Genomic DNA, 17,364 nt, shown 5'->3' with positions numbered 1-17,364 from the left:
ATGAGCACTCCCATTCGTCTGGGTACCCGTCGCAGCGCGCTCGCGCAGGCGCAGTCGGGTCATGTTGCCGCCGCACTGGAGAAGATCTCCGGTCGGCGGGTTGAGCTTGTGCCGATCACCAGTGAGGGCGACACGAACCGTGCGTCTCTCTCCGAGATCGGTGGTCAGGGAATTTTCGCCACTCGTCTTCGTGAGGCGCTGTTCGCCGGCGAGTGCGACTTTTTGGTGCACTCGCTCAAAGACCTGCCGACGGCTATCCCCGAAGGCCTCACTATCGCGGCCACACCGAAGCGGGAAGATGCGCGCGACGTGGTCCTCACCCGCGACGGAGTGCCACTGCATGAGTTGCGCTCTGGCAGCACAGTTGGAACGGGGTCGCCCCGCCGCATCGCCCAGGTGGGTAGACGCGCACCCGGTGCCCAGGTTGTCGATATTCGCGGCAACGTCGATTCACGCCTCGCGCGAGTCGTCTCGGGCGAGCTGGACGCAGTGATCCTCGCGGCGGCCGGACTTTCCCGTCTTGACGCTCAACCGCCGCTCCAACGCGAAGAGCTCGGCCTCGCCGAGTGGCCCACAGCGCCAGGACAGGGTTCGTTGGCTGTGGAGACCAGGCAAGACGCTCCGGCAGACCTGCATGCGGCGCTGGCCAGCCTTGACGACGAAAGCACGCGCCTGGCCATCACAGTGGAGCGGGCGATCCTGGCGGGTCTAGACGCCGGGTGCCAGGCCCCGATGGCGGCGCACGCCGTGGTTGAGGGCTCTTCGGTGCGTGTCAGAACCGTTGTTTACGCCGCGGATGGCGGGCGTCGGATCGGCCTCGACGTCACCGAGGTGCTGAACGGGGAGTATATTCGTCGGAACGGCAGTGGCAACGATGCAGATGCTGCCGATGGTGCAGACCCGATGCACGCAGCGCGCGAGCTCGGTTTCACTGTTGCCCGTCGGTTGCTCGAACAAGGGGCGGCCGAACTCGTACCCCGAGAGCAATCTTTATGACGACACCCGAAATCAAGCAGGACCGACCGCTCGACGGCTGGCGCATTCTTGTGCCCCGTGGCGGGCCCTGGGGCGACAGCGTCGCCGCGAGCCTGCGCACCCTTGGTGCTGTGCCCGTGGTCGCGCCGCTCATCAACTTTGCGCCGACGACAGACCAGGCCACCCTCGACACCGCGCTGGCGCAGCTGGCAGCCGGGGAGTTCGACTGGCTGACCGTCACGAGTGCCACCACCGTGGATGTGCTTTTTGCGCACCGCGCAGTGATTCCACGCTCGACCAAGATTGCTGCTGTCGGTGAAACAACTGCCACGGCGTTGCAAGCGGTCGGCTACGAGGTGGCTTTGGTCCCTGAGCAAGACAACTCTGCAGAGGGCATGGCGCAGCAGCTCATCGCGCTGGAGAATCAACCTCGTCGCATTTTGGCTCTGCGTAGTGAGATCGCAAAGCCCGTTCTCAGCAGGCTCCTCTCGGAGGCAGGGCACGATGTGCACGGTGTCGTCGCCTATCGCACCGTCGGTGTGCCGGTGACAGATCGCATTCGCCGCGATGTTGAAAACGGTCGTATAAACGCCATTCTCATCACCAGTGGTTCGGTAGCTACTCAGGTGCGCGAGCAGTTCCCTGTTATCCCCGACGAGACGCTGCTGGCCGCCATCGGACCGCGCACGGCGCGAGATGCACAGCTCGCCGGACTCCCGGTGTCTGTGGTCGCCGACCGGCAGACAGTCGACGCGTTGATCGAGGCTGTTTCGCACTTCACACTTCCGCACGCGGCTGACGAGTACGCACCGTGAGTTTTCCCGACATTCGGTTGCGGCGGCTGAGACAGTCCCCGGCCGTGCGCGACCTGGTGCGGGAGACTTCGTTGCAGCCGCGGCAGCTTGTGCTTCCGCTTTTCGTTCGCGAAGGTCTTACGGAGCCAGTGCCGATCGGCTCGATGCCCGGAGTCGCCCAGCACTCACTTGATTCGCTGCGCGCAGCGGCAGCGGAGGCAGCAGAGGCTGGCGTCGGTGGTGTGATGTTGTTCGGCGTTCCCGCGGTGCGTGATGCACGAGGCTCTGGGGCAGATGACCCCCAGGGCATCTTGAACGTGGCGACAGAAGCGCTGGCCGCCGAGGTGGGTGATGCGCTCGTGGTGCAAACCGATCTGTGCCTGGATGAGTTCACCGACCACGGTCACTGCGGCGTGCTCGCTGCAGATGACTCCTCTGCAGGCTCAGGGCAGGTCAGAGTCGACAACGATGCCACCCTCGATCGTTACGCCTCGATGGCTCTCGCCCAGGCTCGGGCCGGATCGCAGCTGCTGGGACTGTCCGGGATGATGGACGGCCAAGTGGCCGTCGTGCGTGCCGCTCTCGACGCCGAAGGCTTCACAGACACGCTTCTGCTCGCATACGCCGCGAAGTACGCCAGCGCGTTCTACGGCCCGTTCCGCGAGGCCGTCGACTCGCAGCTCCAGGGCGACCGCCGCACGTACCAACTTGATCCTGGCAACCGCCGAGAAGGCGTCCGCGAAGCGGTCGTCGATGAGGCCGAAGGTGCAGACATCGTCATGGTCAAACCAGCGATGGCCTTCCTTGACGTGCTGCGAGAGGTGCGAGACACCGTGAGCGTGCCGGTGTGGGCGTATCAAGTATCTGGTGAGTACGCGATGATCGAGGCCGCAGGAGCAAACGGCTGGATCGACCGACGCGCTGCCGTACTCGAATCCCTGCTCTCCATCCGCCGTGCGGGGGCAGATGCGGTGCTGACGTACTGGGCGACGGAAGCAGCCCGCTGGTTGCGCGACTGAGGAGTATTCATGACCGACCGCAATGACGACCTGTTTTCCGCTGCTCGTGCGGTGATCCCCGGTGGGGTGAACTCGCCGGTGCGGGCTTACGGTTCCGTCGGCGGTACCCCGCGCTTCCTTGCCTCTGCGCGGGGCGCGATGGTCACCGATGTGGCAGGCGACGAGTATGTAGACCTCGTCGCGTCGTGGGGTCCGGCGTTGCTCGGCCACGCGCATCCGGAGGTTATCGCAGCCGTGCAGGAGGCTGCGACGCGCGGACTCTCGTTCGGTGCTCCTACCGAGGGCGAGGTGGAACTCGCAGAGCTCATCGCGGAGCGCGTGCGGTTCGGTGACGTGCGACCTGTCGAACGCGTGCGTCTGGTCTCCACCGGCACAGAGGCGACGATGACGGCGATCCGTCTTGCGCGCGGTGCCACCGGTCGCGACCTGCTGGTGAAGTTTGCCGGGCACTACCACGGTCATTCAGACGGACTTCTTGCCGAAGCGGGATCGGGAGTCGCCACGCTGGCACTTCCCGGCTCAGCGGGTGTGCCTGCCCCTATCGCCGCGCAGACGCTCGTCATCGGCTACAACGATCCGGAGGCGCTCGCTGCGGTGTTCGCCGAGCACGGCCCCCGAATCGCCGCGGTGATTGTCGAAGCCTCGGCAGCGAACATGGGGGTCGTGCCCCCTGCACCCGGCTTTAACCGCCTGATTGCCGACACCGCACATGCACATGGTGCGCTGATGATCATCGATGAGGTGCTCACCGGCTTCCGCGTGCACCCCGCCGGTTTCTGGGGACTGCAGGCGGAAGCGGGCGAAGACTACGTGCCCGATATCTTCACGTTCGGCAAGGTTGTGGGTGGCGGAATGCCTTTGGCTGCCCTCGGCGGGCGTGCGGATGTGATGGACATGCTTGCCCCTGTTGGCCCGGTCTATCAGGCGGGTACTCTTTCGGGGAATCCGCTCTCGGTCGCCGCTGGGCTCGCGACGCTGCGGCTGGCGACACCCGAGGTGTACGCGAAGGTCGACGCGGCGTCTCTGCGCGTCTCTGGAGCACTGGACGCGGCACTAACGGCGGCTGGGGTCACCCACGCCATCGCCACAGCGGGCAGCCTTTTCAGCGCATCGTTCCGCGCCACGGCGCCGCAGACCTATGCCGACGCGCAAGCGCAAGATACGTTCCGCTACGCCCCCTTCTTCCACTCGCTGCGAGAGCAGGGAGTGGCTCTGCCGCCCAGCGTTTTCGAAGCCTGGTTCCTGACGGCAGCGCACGGGGAAGAAGAGTTGCAGCGGATCGAAGCGGCGCTTCCTGCTGCGGCTAAGGCCGCGGCGGCCGCTACTCCACGCGCCTAGCTCGTCGATCCGCCCTGGTGAGGGCCACGACCGCGGTCGCAAGGAAAATCAGCACGAGCGCCCACCCGATGAGCGAGATCGCTGGCTGACCGCTGAGTAGAGCGATCACGGCTGCTGTGGTGCTGGTGACCGCTCCGATCCACACAGTTGGGGCGGCTGAGCGGTGTGCGGCCGTCCAAGCGGCGTCGCTCTTCATCGTCGCGTGAGTGCGGATGCCAGCGAGGCGGTTTCGCGGCAGATGCTTGCTGCCAGCCAATGACACCAGCACCGCGGTAAGCAGCAGCACGACCGGAACGACCGTGACGATGACAACCATGGGGCGAGTATAAACGGCGACCAGGCGCACCACAGAGCTGCGATCACACCAGCGCTGGAGTCGATTGGTGCGTCTCGACAATCGGATCGTTGCGTTCCTGTGAGCAACTTCCAGACAACTGGCAGGACAGCGCTGGCAGACTGGGAGACATGGTGACGTTGTTGCTGGACCAGACGCAACTAGAGATAGTGCTTTCGCCGATCGAACGAGCCGCAACGTTCCATCGGGACAATCTGCGGATCGCACGCGAAACAATCACCAAGGTGCAGTTGACCGATGATGCCTGGACCTGGCTTCGCGGAGTCCCGAACCCGGGAACACACATTCCAGGGGTACTGGCCGCCGGTAGTTGGAAGGCAGCGGGCAGCCTCGACTTCGTGCTGATCCGCCGCCGCCGCCCCAGCGTCGTCATCGACCTTGAGGGCGATGAGCAATATCGCCGCCTCATTTTCACCACGCAGAATGGGCTCGCTCTCACGCAAGCGCTGCGTTTGGACGTATCGACCGAGCCAGCCAGCGTCGAAGAGATCGTAGCGACATCGCCGATCCCTATCGTGAAGGGCAGTAGACGCCCCGTCATCAGGCCCCGACCAGCGTGACCTGAACGATCCTGACCTGAAACGCAGAACGCCCTCCGAGACCTAAAGGTTCGGAGGGCGTTCGTGTCAGCGAAACCGCTCAGTGCTGGTGGTGCTCGCCATCGTGGTGGTGTTCACCTTCGTGCTCGTGGTGTTCACCTTCGTGCTCGTGGTGTTCACCTTCGTGGTGGTGTTCACCTTCGTGGTGGTGTTCACCTTCGTGGTGGTGTTCACCTTCGTGCTCGTGGTGTTCAGCGTCTGCATCGGTGTTCTCGGTGCTGGCGCTCTCGTCGTCGGAGACCTCAGACGCGTCATCTGTTGGCTCTGCTTCTGGCTCTGCGTGTGGCTCTGCGTGTGGCACAGTCTCGATCACACCGGTGGAGGCGACGCTCCAGTGGGAGTCCTGGGTGGCAGCGGCTGCTTCTTCTGTTGCAGGACCCTCAGTTGTTGCAGGACCCTCAGTGCTCAGCGGGTAGTCACGCGGCTCGTCTTCGTAGTAGGCGCGGGCTGCGGCAGCAAGCATCGAGCTGACCGCGGCTGCGCGCGGATCTACTTCCTCTGCATCTGCTCCCTCTTCAGCTGAATCGTCAGAGTCGGAGGGCTCGTCGAGGACTGCGAAGATCTCGAGACCGCTACCTTCTTCGGAATCTGCTTCGTCGTCTGAGGCATCACCTTCGGCTGAGGGGCCCTCAGCTGGCGGTTCTTCAGATGCCGGTTCTTCAGATGCCGGTTCTTCAGATGCCGGCTCTTCAGAGGAGTGTTCCTCGGTTGCGACCTCTGCCGGGGCGACCTCTTCAGAAGCGACAGCCTCGGCGTGGTTGCTGACGGTCACAGCCTCGGGGGAGTGCTCGTCAGGTGCCTCGGGCGATACCTCTTCAGATACCTCGGATGATGCTTCGGCAGCATCTTTCGCCGGTGCCTCGGCGCCCAGGAAGGAAGCCTCATTCTCGACCGGAGTTGCGGCCACGGCTGCGACCGGAGTAGCGCCGCCGAAGAGAATGTCATCGAACGACTGCGTGGAATCTGCGACTGCTGTCTCTTCGTCTGTCGACGCCTCCTCAGGTGCCTCCGGCGCGGGAGCGTCACCGGGGGCCACGTCATCGGGAGTCGCCTCGACGGGAGTTGCCTCCTCGACGGGAACTGCATCTTCGGGAGTTACATCTTCGGGAGTTACCTCTTCGGGAACTGCCTCAACGGGTGCGACGGCAACGGGTGCGGCGAGCGGCGCGGCTTCTGCGCTCTGGACGAGCCTGCCGCCACGCATCACGTCAATGAAGACGTCTTCCAGCGTCGGGCCGCGCTGCACGAGGGTGCTCAGCGCGATGCCGGCTTCGGCGGCCACTGCACCGACGGTTCCCGCATCGCCACCGCGCACGGTGAGCCCTGAGCGCAGCACCTCAATGTCGAATCCCTTCGCCGAGAGTGCGGAGCGGAGGGCGCCGCGATCCTCGGCGTCCACAATCACTGACCCGCCCTTCGGATCGGCGAGGGTTCCGATGTCGCTGGCGAGCACAAGCTGTCCTTTAGACAACACGAGTACGTTGTCGGCGACCTGCTCGACCTCACTGAGGACGTGCGAGGAAACGAGCACAGTGCGCCCCTCATCGGCAAGCCGACGCATTAGGAGGCGAATCCAGCGGATTCCTTCGGGGTCTAGACCGTTGGCTGGTTCGTCAAAGACGAGGGCGCCGGGGTCGCCAAGCAAAGCGTGGGCGACGCTGAGACGCTGGCGCATGCCGAGCGAGAAGCCGCCGATCCGGGAGCTTCCTTCGCCTTCGAGGCCAACCAGCGAGAGCACCTCGTTCACGCGCGAGAGCGGAATACCGTTCGCCTTGGCGGCAATCGTCAGCTGACGCTCTGCTGTGCGGCGCGGACGGTAAACCGTCTCTTCCAGCACAGAACCGATGGTGCGCAACGGCTGACGGAGGTCTGCGTAGGGGACGCCGCCGATCGTTGCCGTGCCGGAGGCTGCGCGCATCTGACCAAGCAGAATGCGCAGCGTCGTTGTCTTGCCAGCTCCGTTCGGGCCAAGGAACGCGGTAACGGCGCCCGGCTCGACGCGCGCCGAGAAGTCGGAGACCGCGGTCACCTCGTTAAAGCGCTTCGTCACGTGCGTGAACTCGAGCACCTGTCCTTCAGGCATCCGTGACCTCTCGTCGCATTTGAACAGTTCCTCCCTATCCTGCCTGAAAACCCCGTCGGACCCCGCATTTAGCGCCGAACTACCGCCTGCGTCGAGGGGGTAGCCTGGCACGCGTGACCGATTCTGCTGCTTCACCCCGAGTCCTTGTCCGCACCGAGGGGGCACTGGGCCGACTCACACTCAATCGGCCGGAAGCCATCAACGCTCTCAACGCCGAGATGATCGAGATTCTCATCGACACATTGGCTGCGTGGCGCGACAACACAGACGTCCAGATTGTGCTGATTGACGGTGCGGGTGAACGGGGCATGTGCGCGGGTGGCGACGTGCGTGCGCTGCACGGGCAGATTGTCGCAGGGCATGCAGAGCAAACGGTCGAGTTCTTTCGCGCGGAGTACGCGCTGAACGCCATGATCGCGGAGTACCCGAAGCCCGTTGTCGCTTTCGCCGACGGCATCACGATGGGTGGTGGCATCGGACTCGCAGGGCACGCCGCTATTCGCATCGTTACCGAGCGTTCTCAGTTGGCGATGCCGGAGACCCGCATCGGTTTCACCCCAGACGTCGGCGGCACATGGTTGCTCGGTCGGGCGCCCGGCCGGTTCGGGGAGTACTTCGGGCTGACCGGAGCCGCGATGAACGGCGCAGACGCGCTCTATCTGGGCTTCGCCGACCACTTCGTTCCCTCAGAGAACCTGGAGGCGCTGCGCGAAGCCCTCGCCTTCCGCGCCGACCCCACGGGGCCGAGCGAGATTGTGTTGCTCTTCGACGAGACGCCTGAACCATCGCAGCTGCCCGCATCGAGAGAGTGGATCGATGAGGCATTCGCTGCCGACACGGTGAGCGAAATCGTCGATCGGCTGCAGGCGTTGGGGTCGACAGAAGCCGCTGCTGCCGCCGATCTGCTGGCCGAACTCGCCCCGACAGGGCTCGCCGTGACGCTGGATGCCGTGCGAGAGGCGCGCGCTTCCTCTGGTCTGCGCGCGGCGCTCGAAGGGGAATACCGCAGGGTGCTCTGGTTTGTGAACGAGCATCCTGACCTCGTCGAGGGAATTCGTGCGCAGCTGGTCGACAAAGACCGCAACCCGAAGTGGAGTCCGCCCACGCTGGCCGAACTCACGTCGGACGCCGGTGCGCCCGCCCGCGACTACGTCCCCCAGGCCCCCCTCTTCTGACCCGCACGTCCGTCCCTTCCGTCCCACCCCGCGTCCACTTGTCGGGAGAATGCACGGCTGTCGGGAGATTTTGGCTCGGTGCGGGCATTGGGACGAAAGCTCCCGACGGATGACCTGGATGCAGGGCGGCGCACGGATGCAAGAGTGCGCTGTGAGCGAAGGTCATACTCGCGAGGGATCCGAATGTCTTTAGTTCGTGGCACTCTATGTTGTGGCCGATTGTCGGTCGGCATCCGTTCGCCGAGAAATCAGCCGCTTCACCCTTCCTAGAAAGTCTGCCTGTGCTGGGAAAAATTCTCCTCCGCTACCTCACTCGGTATAAGTGGTGGCTGGTCGCTGTGCTGGTGTTCCAGCTCTCCAGCGTCGCCGCGACTCTCTACCTGCCACGCCTGAACGCCGACATCATCGACAAGGGTGTCGCTCAGGGCGACACCGACTACATCATGCGCACCGGCATGTTCATGCTTGCCGTGTCACTCGGGCAGATCATCGCCGCAGTGATCGCCACCTATTTCGCGGCCCGCGCCGCAATGAGTGCCGGTCGCGACATCCGTGCGGATGTCTTTGGCAAGGTCAGCGGATTCTCCGAACGCGAAGTGTCGCAGTTCGGCGCAGGATCCTTGATCACACGCAACACGAACGACGTGCAGCAGGTGCAGATGCTGGCGATGATGGGCGCGACGATGCTCATCACCGCGCCGCTTCTTGCCATCGGCGGCATCATCTTCGCCGTGCAGACCAATGTGGGACTGAGCTGGCTTATCGCCGTGGCTGTGCCTCTGCTGCTCATCCTGGCGGCGATCGTGGTCAGCCGCATGGTGCCGCTGTTCCGCAGCTACCAGGGCAAACTCGACGCGGTAAACCGCATCATGCGTGAGCAGCTCACCGGAGTGCGAGTGGTGCGAGCGTTCGTGCGCGAGCGCATCGAAGAAGAGCGATTCCGTGGCGCCAACACCGACATCATGGTCGTCGGCCGCAAGGTCGGCTCGCTGTTCGTGCTGCTGTTCCCCCTCTTCATGCTCATCCTCAACGTGACCGTCGTGGCGGTGATCTGGTTCGGTGGCATCGAAGTGAACAACGGCACAGTGCAGGTCGGCACTCTGTTCGCTTTCATGCAGTACATCGGACAGATCATGGGCGGCGTCATCATGGCGAGCTTCATGGCGATGATGATTCCGCGCGCCGCCGTCTCTGCCGAGCGCATCGGCGAGGTACTTGACTCCGAATCCTCCTTGGTTCGCCCAGAGAGCGGCGTCACGGAGTTCCCCGCTCCAGGGGCGGTCGCCTTTGACGACGTCGAGTTCACCTACCCCGGCGCAGAAGCACCCGTACTTTCTGGCATCAGCTTCGGCGCGCAGCCCGGTGAAACCGTCGCCATCGTCGGATCGACAGGCTCAGGCAAAACGACGCTCGTCTCCCTCATTCCTCGGCTGTTCGATGTCTCGGGCGGAGCCGTCCATGTCAGCGGCACCGACGTGCGCGACGCCGATGTTGAGGCACTGTGGGCTGGCATCGGACTCGTGCCGCAGCGTCCGTTCCTTTTCACAGGCACCGTCGCTTCGAACCTGCGGTACGGACGAGAAGACGCCACAGACGAAGAACTCTGGCACGCGCTGGAGATCGCACAGGGGCGCGACTTCGTGGAAGAGATGCCGGATGGGCTCGAGTCTCGCATCTCGCAGGGCGGCACCAACGTGTCTGGCGGACAGCGCCAGCGCTTGGCAATCGCCCGCGCGATCGTGCATCAGCCGCACATTCTGGTGTTCGACGACTCGTTCTCGGCGCTCGACCTCACAACAGATGCACGACTACGGCAAGCACTGTGGCGCGAATTGCCACACGTCACGAAGATCGTCGTCGCCCAGCGCGTTTCGACCATCACCGATGCCAACCGCATCGTGGTGCTCGATGGAGGTCGCATGGTCGGCGTCGGTACCCACGAAGAGTTGCTGGAAACGAGCGACACCTACCGAGAAATCGTCGAGTCACAGTTGGGGGTGGACGCATGAGCAAGGACCCTTCGACAGGCTCAGGGACCGAGGGTGCTGCAGGCTCAGGGACCGAGGGCGCTGTTGGCTCAGGGACCGAGGGTGCTGCAGGCTCAGGGACCGAGGGTGCTGTTGGCTCAGGGACCGAGGGTGCTGTTGGCTCAGGGACCGAGGGTGCTGTTGGCTCAGGGACCGAGGGTGCTGTTGGCTCCGGTGCTAAGCGGAAGCGCGGGCGCAAGGGGGCGGCAGTTCTGGAGCCTCAGCTGACCGAAGAGGAGAAATACGAAGCCGAGCTCGCAGAGCAGGCGCGTCAGAACTCCGGCGACTGGGACAGCGTCGCGCCAGGCAAGGCCGACAACTTCGGCAAGAGCTTCGGTCGCATGATCGGACTCTTGAAGCCCTCAGCGGTGTGGTTCGTGTTTGTGTCGATCCTCGGAGCGCTCGGAGTGGTGCTCACCGTTGCCGCGCCGAAGGTGCTGGCAGAGGCGACGAACATCGTCTACAAGGGGTTCATCTCCATCCAGCTCGGCCAGCCGAACGACACTTTCCCCGGCTTCCCCGTCGGCACGTCGCAAGACGTGGTTGTCGAGCAGCTCCGCAGCGCTGGTGAGACAGATTTCGCAAACCAGGTCGGCGCGCTGGGAGAGTTCCAGGTCGGCGACGGCGTCAACTTTGAATCTCTGCGCTGGGTGATCGCCGCCGTGCTCGCCATCTACGTGGCAGCCTCTTTCCTGAGCTGGATTCAGGGGTTCGTCATCAACATCATCATGGTCCGCACCATGTGGCGACTGCGTGAATCGGTCGAGGCGAAGATCAACCGCCTACCGCTGGCTTACTTCGACAAGGTGCAGCGTGGCGAGCTGATCTCGCGCGTCACCAACGACATCGACAACATCACGCAAACGATGCAGCAGTCGCTCTCCGGCGCGCTGACATCGGTGCTGACGGTGGTCGGTGTGCTGGTGATGATGTTCTCGATCTCATGGCAGCTCGCCCTCGTCGCCCTCGTCGCTCTGCCTCTTATGGGTGTGATCTTCGGGGTGATCGGTCCGCGCTCGCAGAAGGCATTCGGAACGCAGTGGCGCAAGGTTGGCCGTCTCAATGCCCGCGTCGAGGAGGCTTTCTCAGGTCACGCGCTGGTGAAGGTCTTCGGGCGTGAGCAGGATGCGCTCGACAGGTTCAACGACGAGAACGAAGAGCTCTACCAGGCGAGCTTCAAGGCACAGTTCCTCTCCGGCATCATCATGCCGGCGATGACTTTCATCGGCAGCCTCACCTACGTGGGTATCGCCGTGCTCGGCGGACTGATGGTGGCGAGCGGCCAGCTTCGCCTCGGCGACGTGCAGGCATTCATCCAGTACTCGCAGCAGTTCACGCAGCCGCTGTCTGAGCTGGGCGGTATGGCTGCAGTCGTGCAGTCTGGCACGGCATCGGCCGAGCGGGTCTTCGGACTCCTCGACGCTGACGAGCAAGACCCAGACGCCGCAGATGCCCCAGAGATCACTGACGGTCATGGGGTCATCGAGTTCGAGAACGTGGCCTTCTCTTACACGCCGGATCGCCCGTTGATCAAAGACCTCTCGTTCCGGGTGAAGCCGGGGCAGACCGTCGCGATTGTCGGTCCGACGGGCGCGGGTAAGACCACCCTCGTAAACCTGATCATGCGCTTCTACGAGCTCAGCGGCGGACGCATCATGCTCGATGGCCAAGACATCTCGGAGATCACCCGCGACGACCTGCGCTCACGCACCGGCATGGTGCTGCAGGACCCGTGGCTGTTTGCGGGAAGCATTCGAGAGAACATCCGCTACGGCCGCTCGTCTGCGACTGATCAAGAGGTGCTTGCCGCTGCCGAGGCGACGTATGTCGATCGGTTTGTGCACGCCCTTCCTGAGGGATACGACACGGTGCTCGACGAAGAAGCGTCGAACGTGTCGGCGGGTGAGCGTCAGCTCGTCACGATCGCCAGGGCGTTCGTTGCGCAGCCGTCGATCCTCATCCTCGATGAGGCGACATCGGCGGTAGACACCCGCACCGAGCTGCTGTTGCAGCAGGCGATGGCCGCGCTCCGCGAAGGTCGCACGTCGTTCGTGATTGCGCACCGGTTGTCGACCATCCGCGATGCCGACCTCATCCTGGTGATGGAAAGCGGAGACATCGTAGAAAAGGGCACGCACGACGAGTTGATCGCCGCGCAGGGCGCCTACTGGCGGCTCTACCAGTCGCAGTTCGAGCAGGCGGCTACCGACATCGATGCAGAAGATGCGCTCACCGGTACGACCCCGGTTGTGCTGGAGGATGCAGAGCCAGCGGAGCAGCGCGACTGACTCCTGCACGAGAAATCGCCCCATCCTGATCATCCAGGGTGGGGCGATTTGTGTCAGGAGAGGTCGGTGGCGATTCCGAGAAGTTCGAGGGGGTGCGTGAAGCGCCACCAGGCGCCGGGGCCCTCGACGTCTTCCGCCAGCACCAAAGGAATGGTGGTGGTGTCGATCGGACCGTCCGCCGTGAGCTCGCCCACTGCGGCGTTCGCTTCGCGCTCGTCGCCGAGGTCGAAGGCTGTCGCCGCTGTCGCAGAAGCGCCATTCCACAGCACCACGTTGGCGTCTGCATCGGTGACGACGTCGACCTCTTCGCCCCAGATTGTGGTCACCTGCCCCACGACCGTGCCAGCGGGGACGGCAGGTTCCTGCGCCTCAAGTGCAGCTTCCAACTGGGCAAAGAGTGAGCGGGTGAGGGCCAGGCGCTGGTCGTTGTCTGCTTGGTTCAACGATGCGGCGAAAAGGTTCACGGTGGTTTCGCCCACGGTCAGGTCTTTCGCGGCGAGGAGGTTCCAGCCCACCAGTGTGCCCGTCTTGATGCCAACGACGCCGGGGTCTGTGGTCAGCATTTCGTTGGTGTTCACCACAGTGCCAGCACCGGGAAGGTCGACGGAGACCGTGCCAACGATCTCGGCAAAAACAGGATTCTGCATCGCGCGCTCTCCGAGAGCGATCAGCGCCGCAGGGGTCGCCACGTTGCGCTCGTCAAAACCAGAGGGCGTCACCACCGTGATGTCGGACAGGCCACGTTCGCTCAGCCAGATATCGGCGGCGGCAGCGAACTCCCAGTCGGCTCCCCAGATCTCGGAAACGAGCCTGTCGATGTAGTTGTTGGCAGAGCCCATGAGGGTTCCCTGCAACAGTTGGTACTCAGTCAGCACGCCGTCTACTGGCACATCGAGGGCGGACTCGTTGTTTCGCCGATAGTCCCAGTACTCCACACTGTCGCCGTAGTCGAAGGTGAACTCCGGGCCCTGCTCGCCCAACGCGAGCGGCATCCGGTCCAGCACCATCAGGGCGCTGACGACTTTGGTAATGCTGGCGATACTGACCTGTTCGGTGGTCGACGCGGCGGTGCTCAGTCCAGCGATGCCAGCTGCGGCACTGCCTTCGGTCGGCCACGTGATGGTTGACGCAGCGGCCGGAACAGTTTCGAACTCGACGGACTGCACCGTTGGTGCCACCTCGTGCAGCGGCCAGAGCATTGTCGAGCCCGTATAGGCAACGAAGATTCCGACCAACGTCGCGAGCGGCACCAAAATGCCAGGACGAGTGATTGCTGGCCGCAGCGGTGCACCCTGCAACAGATTCCCCGCCTGCTCTCTTCTCGACTTCGCGTCTATTGACGCGGGAGGCGTGTGCTCGGCAATCGCCGCAGGATCGACCCAGGTCAGCGCCGTGGCAGGAGTCTTCTCATCAGCCCACTCTGCTTCGTCAGCGTCAGCGTCAGCGTCAGCACCTGCTGCATCTGCCTCTGCATCTGCCTCTGCATCTGCCTCTGCATCTGCCTCTGCCTCTGCCTCTGCATCGGCTTCTGCGGTTGCCTCTGTGTCGGTCTCTGTGTCGGTCTCTGTGTCGGCCTCAGCGTCGGCGTCGGGAGCCACGTCGGCGTCGGCGAGCGCGGTCGTGTCGTCGGCGGGGGGTGAAGCGGTCACTTGCTTACGGTACCTAATTCCCGGCGTGTTGCGCGCCCTGCCGTCCGTCGCGCCGGAGTGTCGCCAGCCGGTAAGCTCTTTCACACAACCACGGGAGTCCGGCGAGCCGGGCTGAGAGGGAGCGATTCGCGCTTCGACCGTCGAACCTGATCTGGGTAATGCCAGCGCAGGGAGGAGTTCAGATGAGTACGTCTACATCCACGTCTGCCCCCAGCACCGCGAAGGGCGCACAAACACCGCGCGTCTGGCGTTGGCGGGTCGTCGACATCGTCGTCGCGGCCGTTCTCGGTGTCGCGATCGGTCTGGTGTTCTGGGGCTGGAACACCATCGGCTACGCCTGGTTCGGTGCGGCAGATGCCCTGACCCCAGGCCTCGGCGGAATCGCTGTCGGAATCTGGCTACTCGGCGGTGTCGTCGGTGGCCTGGTGATTCGCAAGCCGGGTGCCGCGCTCGTCGTCGAACTTGTCGCGGCGATCGTATCGATGCTGATTGGCAATGTGTGGGGCGTCTCCACCGTGCTCTCCGGTCTGGTGCAGGGCTTGGGGGCTGAGCTCATCTTCGCCCTCTTCTTCTACCGTCGATTCGGTATCGCCGTGGCAGCGCTTGCGGGTGTCGGAGCGGCCGTCGCCGCCTGGGTATTCGAGCTTTTCTACGGCAGCTCGCCCAACATCTTGAAGTCGGTGGAGTTCAACACCATCTACTTGGTCAGTGTCGTTGTCTCCGGTGCGATTCTGGCTGGCGTGGTCGGCTGGTTGCTCGTGCGTGCGCTCGCCGTCACTGGTGCGCTGAACCGCTTCGCCGTCGGGCGAGAGCACGTACGCGAGGTCTGAAGATGAGTTTCGCCGCCCCGGCCCGCGTGCAGGCTGCGGGCTGGGGGTGGCGGTACGCCGGTCGTAAGAAACCCGCTGTCGCCGACGTCACGTTCACCATCGAGCCAGGCGAGCGGGTGCTGCTTCTCGGCGCTTCTGGCGCAGGCAAGTCGACGTTGCTGGCCGGGCTCGCTGGGGTGTTGGGCGATGACGACGAAGGCGAGCGCACTGGCTCGCTCTCGATCGACGGCGCAGCACCCGAGTCGCGTCACGGTCAGGTGGGATTGGTGCTGCAAGATCCGGACGCGGGCATCGTGCTGTCGAAGGTGGGCGATGATGTCGCCTTCGGGTGCGAGAACCTTGGTGTCGCGGCGGACGAAATCCCCGGTCGTGTGGCGGAGGCGCTCGACGCTGTCGGACTGAATGTTCCACTGCAACGCGCCACCAAAGCTCTCTCCGGCGGACAGAAGCAGCGTCTGGTCCTGGCTGGCGTGCTGGCGATGCGTCCGGGTCTGTTGTTGCTTGATGAGCCGACTGCGAACCTTGATCCCGATGGGGTGCGCGAGGTGCGCGCGAGTGTCGAGCAGGCTGTTGAGACAACAGGGGCGACGCTGATCGTCGTCGAGCACCGCACTCCGGTGTGGGTCGACCTCATGACGCGCGTGATCGTGCTCGCCGCCGACGGTGGTCTCCTCGCCGATGGTGCGCCAGAGCGAGTGTTCGCCGAACACGGAGATGCGCTCGCCGATGCAGGGGTGTGGGTGCCGCATCGTGGCGTCGAACTGCCTGTGCTGGAACGCGTGACTGCGCCAGCTGCGCTCACTGCTTCTCGTCTCTCGATTGCGAGAGAATCGGGCGTCGTCGTGCAATCGGGGCTGGAGCTGGAAGTGCCGCGCGCGAACGCGACCGTCATCACCGGGCCTAATGGTGCGGGCAAATCGACGCTCGCACTCACCCTCGCAGGGCTCATTCCTGAGCACGCGGGGGAGGTGCGTTCGGCAACGGAGCTTGCGGGACGCAAAGGCACCCGCCCGATCCGCTGGACCTCGCGAGAACTCCTCACCCGCATCGGCATGGTGTTTCAAGAACCGGAGCACCAGTTCCTCACCCAGACGCTCAGGGATGAGCTCGCCGTCGGCCCGCGTGCGCTCGGGTGGGATGCGGTGAAAACAGCGGGCGTTGTCGACGACCTGCTCGATCGCCTCGGCCTTGCTGCGCTCGCACTCGCGAACCCCTTCACGCTCTCCGGAGGGCAGAAACGGCGACTTTCGGTTGCCACGGTGCTCGCGGGTGCGCCGGAAGTGATCGTGCTCGACGAGCCAACTTTTGGTCAGGACCGCCGCGGATGGATCTCGCTCGTCGCGTTGCTGCAGGAAGAGATCACGCGCGGTCGGTCGATTATCGCTGTCACCCACGACGACGACGTTATTCGGCATCTGGGTGGTCAGCGCATCGCGCTGGGGGCGACATCATGACGACGACCGAGACGGCGCGGAATGTGTGGCTCGATGGCGTCAACCCGGTGACGAAGCTGGTGCTTGCGCTGCTGCTTTCTGTGCCGCTGTTTGCGTCCATCGACATCACGAGCGCGCTGGCGGCGATCGCGCTTCAACTGCTCTGCCTGCCGTTGACCGGACTGCGGCTCACGACGGTGCTCAAAAGGCTGCTGCCGATCGTGATCTTCGCCCCGATCGCTGGCGTCAGCATGCTGTTGTATGCCGAGCCGGCCGGGCGCATCTACTGGACGTTCGGCTTCGCGACGATTAGTGAAGACTCCATCACGCTGGCGATTGCGGTGAGCCTGCGCGTGATTGCTCTCGGATTACCGACGATTCTGCTTTTCGGGGGAACCGACCCGACAGAGCTCGCCGATGCGCTCGCGCAGGTCGCCAAGCTGCCCAGTCGTTTTGTGCTCGGAATCCTTGCAGGCACCAGGATGCTTGGCCTGTTCCTCGACGACTGGCGCACGATGGGCCTGGCCCGTCGTGCGCGCGGCGTGGGGGATCGCGGGGTGTTGCGACGGTTCTTCTCGATGGCCTTCGTGCTGTTGGTGTTCGCCGTGCGGCGCGGCTCCAAGCTCGCTATCGCGATGGAGGCGCGTGGGTTTGGTTCCGACATTCCTCGCACGTGGGCACGGCCTTCGCGGCTGCATCCGCGCGACGCGGTGGCACTGATCGGCGGCATGGCAATCATGACGCTCGCCCTCGCCGCTGCGGTGGCCGCCGGTACCTTCCGCTTCGTCTGGAGCTAACG

General features: G+C 64.3%; 14 protein-coding genes and 1 riboswitch. Of the genes, 11 read left to right on the top strand and 3 right to left on the bottom strand.

Annotated elements, in window-relative coordinates:
* The 4 genes from hemC to AB0O87_RS01695 are packed head-to-tail and all read left to right on the top strand — an operon-like array spanning position 1 to position 4,126.
* A complete protein-coding gene (gene hemC, locus AB0O87_RS01710) occupies positions 1-996 on the top strand; it encodes a hydroxymethylbilane synthase (RefSeq protein WP_363511129.1) in 996 nt (331 codons plus the stop codon).
* On the top strand, positions 993-1,790 hold the full coding sequence (locus tag AB0O87_RS01705) for a uroporphyrinogen-III synthase (protein ID WP_363511127.1): 798 nt from the start codon (positions 993-995) through the stop codon (positions 1,788-1,790). Before hemC ends, AB0O87_RS01705 begins: the two co-directional genes overlap by 4 nt.
* Positions 1,787-2,788, top strand: a complete 1,002-nt coding sequence (gene hemB / locus AB0O87_RS01700; protein WP_363511125.1) for a porphobilinogen synthase — start codon at positions 1,787-1,789, stop codon at positions 2,786-2,788. The genes AB0O87_RS01705 and hemB overlap by 4 nt, the downstream gene beginning before the upstream one ends.
* 9 nt (positions 2,789-2,797) lie before the next feature.
* Positions 2,798-4,126 carry a glutamate-1-semialdehyde 2,1-aminomutase gene (locus tag AB0O87_RS01695; RefSeq protein ID WP_363511123.1) on the top strand — a complete coding sequence of 443 codons (1,329 nt, stop codon included), beginning with the start codon at positions 2,798-2,800 and terminating at the stop codon, positions 4,124-4,126.
* Here AB0O87_RS01695 and AB0O87_RS01690 read toward each other — a convergent pair.
* Positions 4,110-4,442, bottom strand: coding sequence for an SdpI family protein (locus tag AB0O87_RS01690; protein WP_363511121.1), 333 nt, complete (start codon positions 4,440-4,442; stop codon positions 4,110-4,112). The two genes, AB0O87_RS01695 and AB0O87_RS01690, sit on opposite strands and share 17 nt — an antisense overlap.
* A gap of 149 nt (positions 4,443-4,591) precedes the next feature.
* Between AB0O87_RS01690 and AB0O87_RS01685 the strand changes: the two genes are divergently transcribed.
* Positions 4,592-5,041, top strand: a complete 450-nt coding sequence (locus tag AB0O87_RS01685) for a hypothetical protein (RefSeq protein ID WP_363511119.1) — start codon at positions 4,592-4,594, stop codon at positions 5,039-5,041.
* Between the two features lie 79 nt (positions 5,042-5,120).
* Here AB0O87_RS01685 and AB0O87_RS01680 read toward each other — a convergent pair whose 3' ends face one another.
* A complete protein-coding gene (locus tag AB0O87_RS01680; RefSeq protein WP_363511117.1) occupies positions 5,121-7,163 on the bottom strand; it encodes an ATP-binding cassette domain-containing protein in 2,043 nt (680 codons plus the stop codon).
* Positions 7,164-7,276: 113 nt separating this feature from the next.
* On the opposite strand from AB0O87_RS01680, the gene AB0O87_RS01675 reads away from it, so the two are divergent.
* The 3 genes from AB0O87_RS01675 (at position 7,277) to AB0O87_RS01665 (ending at position 12,653) form a co-directional block, all read left to right on the top strand.
* Positions 7,277-8,338 carry an enoyl-CoA hydratase/isomerase family protein gene (locus AB0O87_RS01675; RefSeq protein WP_363511115.1) on the top strand — a complete coding sequence of 354 codons (1,062 nt, stop codon included), beginning with the start codon at positions 7,277-7,279 and terminating at the stop codon, positions 8,336-8,338.
* A 281-nt stretch (positions 8,339-8,619) separates the two neighbouring features.
* A complete protein-coding gene (locus tag AB0O87_RS01670) occupies positions 8,620-10,347 on the top strand; it encodes an ABC transporter ATP-binding protein (RefSeq protein ID WP_363511113.1) in 1,728 nt (575 codons plus the stop codon).
* The gene (locus tag AB0O87_RS01665; RefSeq protein ID WP_363511111.1) at positions 10,344-12,653 is read left to right on the top strand and encodes an ABC transporter transmembrane domain-containing protein; all 2,310 of its coding nucleotides are present in this window, start codon (positions 10,344-10,346) and stop codon (positions 12,651-12,653) included. The genes AB0O87_RS01670 and AB0O87_RS01665 overlap by 4 nt, the downstream gene beginning before the upstream one ends.
* Positions 12,654-12,706: 53 nt before the next feature.
* On the opposite strand, the gene AB0O87_RS01660 is transcribed toward AB0O87_RS01665, so the two are convergent.
* Positions 12,707-14,302, bottom strand: a complete 1,596-nt coding sequence (locus AB0O87_RS01660) for a D-alanyl-D-alanine carboxypeptidase (RefSeq protein ID WP_363511109.1) — start codon at positions 14,300-14,302, stop codon at positions 12,707-12,709.
* Positions 14,303-14,382: 80 nt separating this feature from the next.
* Positions 14,383-14,494: riboswitch (TPP riboswitch) on the top strand.
* Here AB0O87_RS01660 and AB0O87_RS01655 point away from each other — a divergent pair.
* The 3 genes from AB0O87_RS01655 to AB0O87_RS01645 all read left to right on the top strand — a co-directional run bounded on the left by AB0O87_RS01655 (position 14,485) and on the right by AB0O87_RS01645 (position 17,362).
* The gene (locus AB0O87_RS01655) at positions 14,485-15,132 is read left to right on the top strand and encodes an ECF transporter S component (RefSeq protein WP_363511108.1); all 648 of its coding nucleotides are present in this window, start codon (positions 14,485-14,487) and stop codon (positions 15,130-15,132) included. (Overlaps the previous riboswitch by 10 nt.)
* A 2-nt stretch (positions 15,133-15,134) precedes the next feature.
* Positions 15,135-16,586, top strand: coding sequence for an ABC transporter ATP-binding protein (locus AB0O87_RS01650; RefSeq protein ID WP_363511106.1), 1,452 nt, complete (start codon positions 15,135-15,137; stop codon positions 16,584-16,586).
* A complete protein-coding gene (locus AB0O87_RS01645; RefSeq protein ID WP_363511104.1) occupies positions 16,583-17,362 on the top strand; it encodes an energy-coupling factor transporter transmembrane component T in 780 nt (259 codons plus the stop codon). The genes AB0O87_RS01650 and AB0O87_RS01645 overlap by 4 nt, the downstream gene beginning before the upstream one ends.
* Positions 17,363-17,364: the final 2 nt, after the last annotated feature.

It is taken from the genome of Microbacterium sp. NPDC076768 (genome assembly GCF_040687205.1).
Taxonomy (GTDB): domain Bacteria; phylum Actinomycetota; class Actinomycetes; order Actinomycetales; family Microbacteriaceae; genus Microbacterium.
Note: the sequence above shows the minus strand (reverse complement) of the source record. Positions and strands in the feature narration are given on the sequence as shown.

What these genes read in the sequence shown, in the direction of transcription:
- hemC (WP_363511129.1), top strand. Translation starts at nt 1, where the DNA reads ATGAGCACTCCCATTCGTCTGGGTACCCGTCGCAGCGCGCTCGCGCAG.
- AB0O87_RS01645 (WP_363511104.1), top strand. Translation starts at nt 16,583, where the DNA reads ATGACGACGACCGAGACGGCGCGGAATGTGTGGCTCGATGGCGTCAAC.
- AB0O87_RS01650 (WP_363511106.1), top strand. Translation starts at nt 15,135, where the DNA reads ATGAGTTTCGCCGCCCCGGCCCGCGTGCAGGCTGCGGGCTGGGGGTGG.
- AB0O87_RS01690 (WP_363511121.1), bottom strand. Translation starts at nt 4,442, where the DNA reads ATGGTTGTCATCGTCACGGTCGTTCCGGTCGTGCTGCTGCTTACCGCG.
- AB0O87_RS01685 (WP_363511119.1), top strand. Translation starts at nt 4,592, where the DNA reads ATGGTGACGTTGTTGCTGGACCAGACGCAACTAGAGATAGTGCTTTCG.
- AB0O87_RS01680 (WP_363511117.1), bottom strand. Translation starts at nt 7,163, where the DNA reads ATGCCTGAAGGACAGGTGCTCGAGTTCACGCACGTGACGAAGCGCTTT.
- AB0O87_RS01665 (WP_363511111.1), top strand. Translation starts at nt 10,344, where the DNA reads ATGAGCAAGGACCCTTCGACAGGCTCAGGGACCGAGGGTGCTGCAGGC.
- AB0O87_RS01695 (WP_363511123.1), top strand. Translation starts at nt 2,798, where the DNA reads ATGACCGACCGCAATGACGACCTGTTTTCCGCTGCTCGTGCGGTGATC.
- AB0O87_RS01655 (WP_363511108.1), top strand. Translation starts at nt 14,485, where the DNA reads ATGAGTACGTCTACATCCACGTCTGCCCCCAGCACCGCGAAGGGCGCA.
- AB0O87_RS01705 (WP_363511127.1), top strand. Translation starts at nt 993, where the DNA reads ATGACGACACCCGAAATCAAGCAGGACCGACCGCTCGACGGCTGGCGC.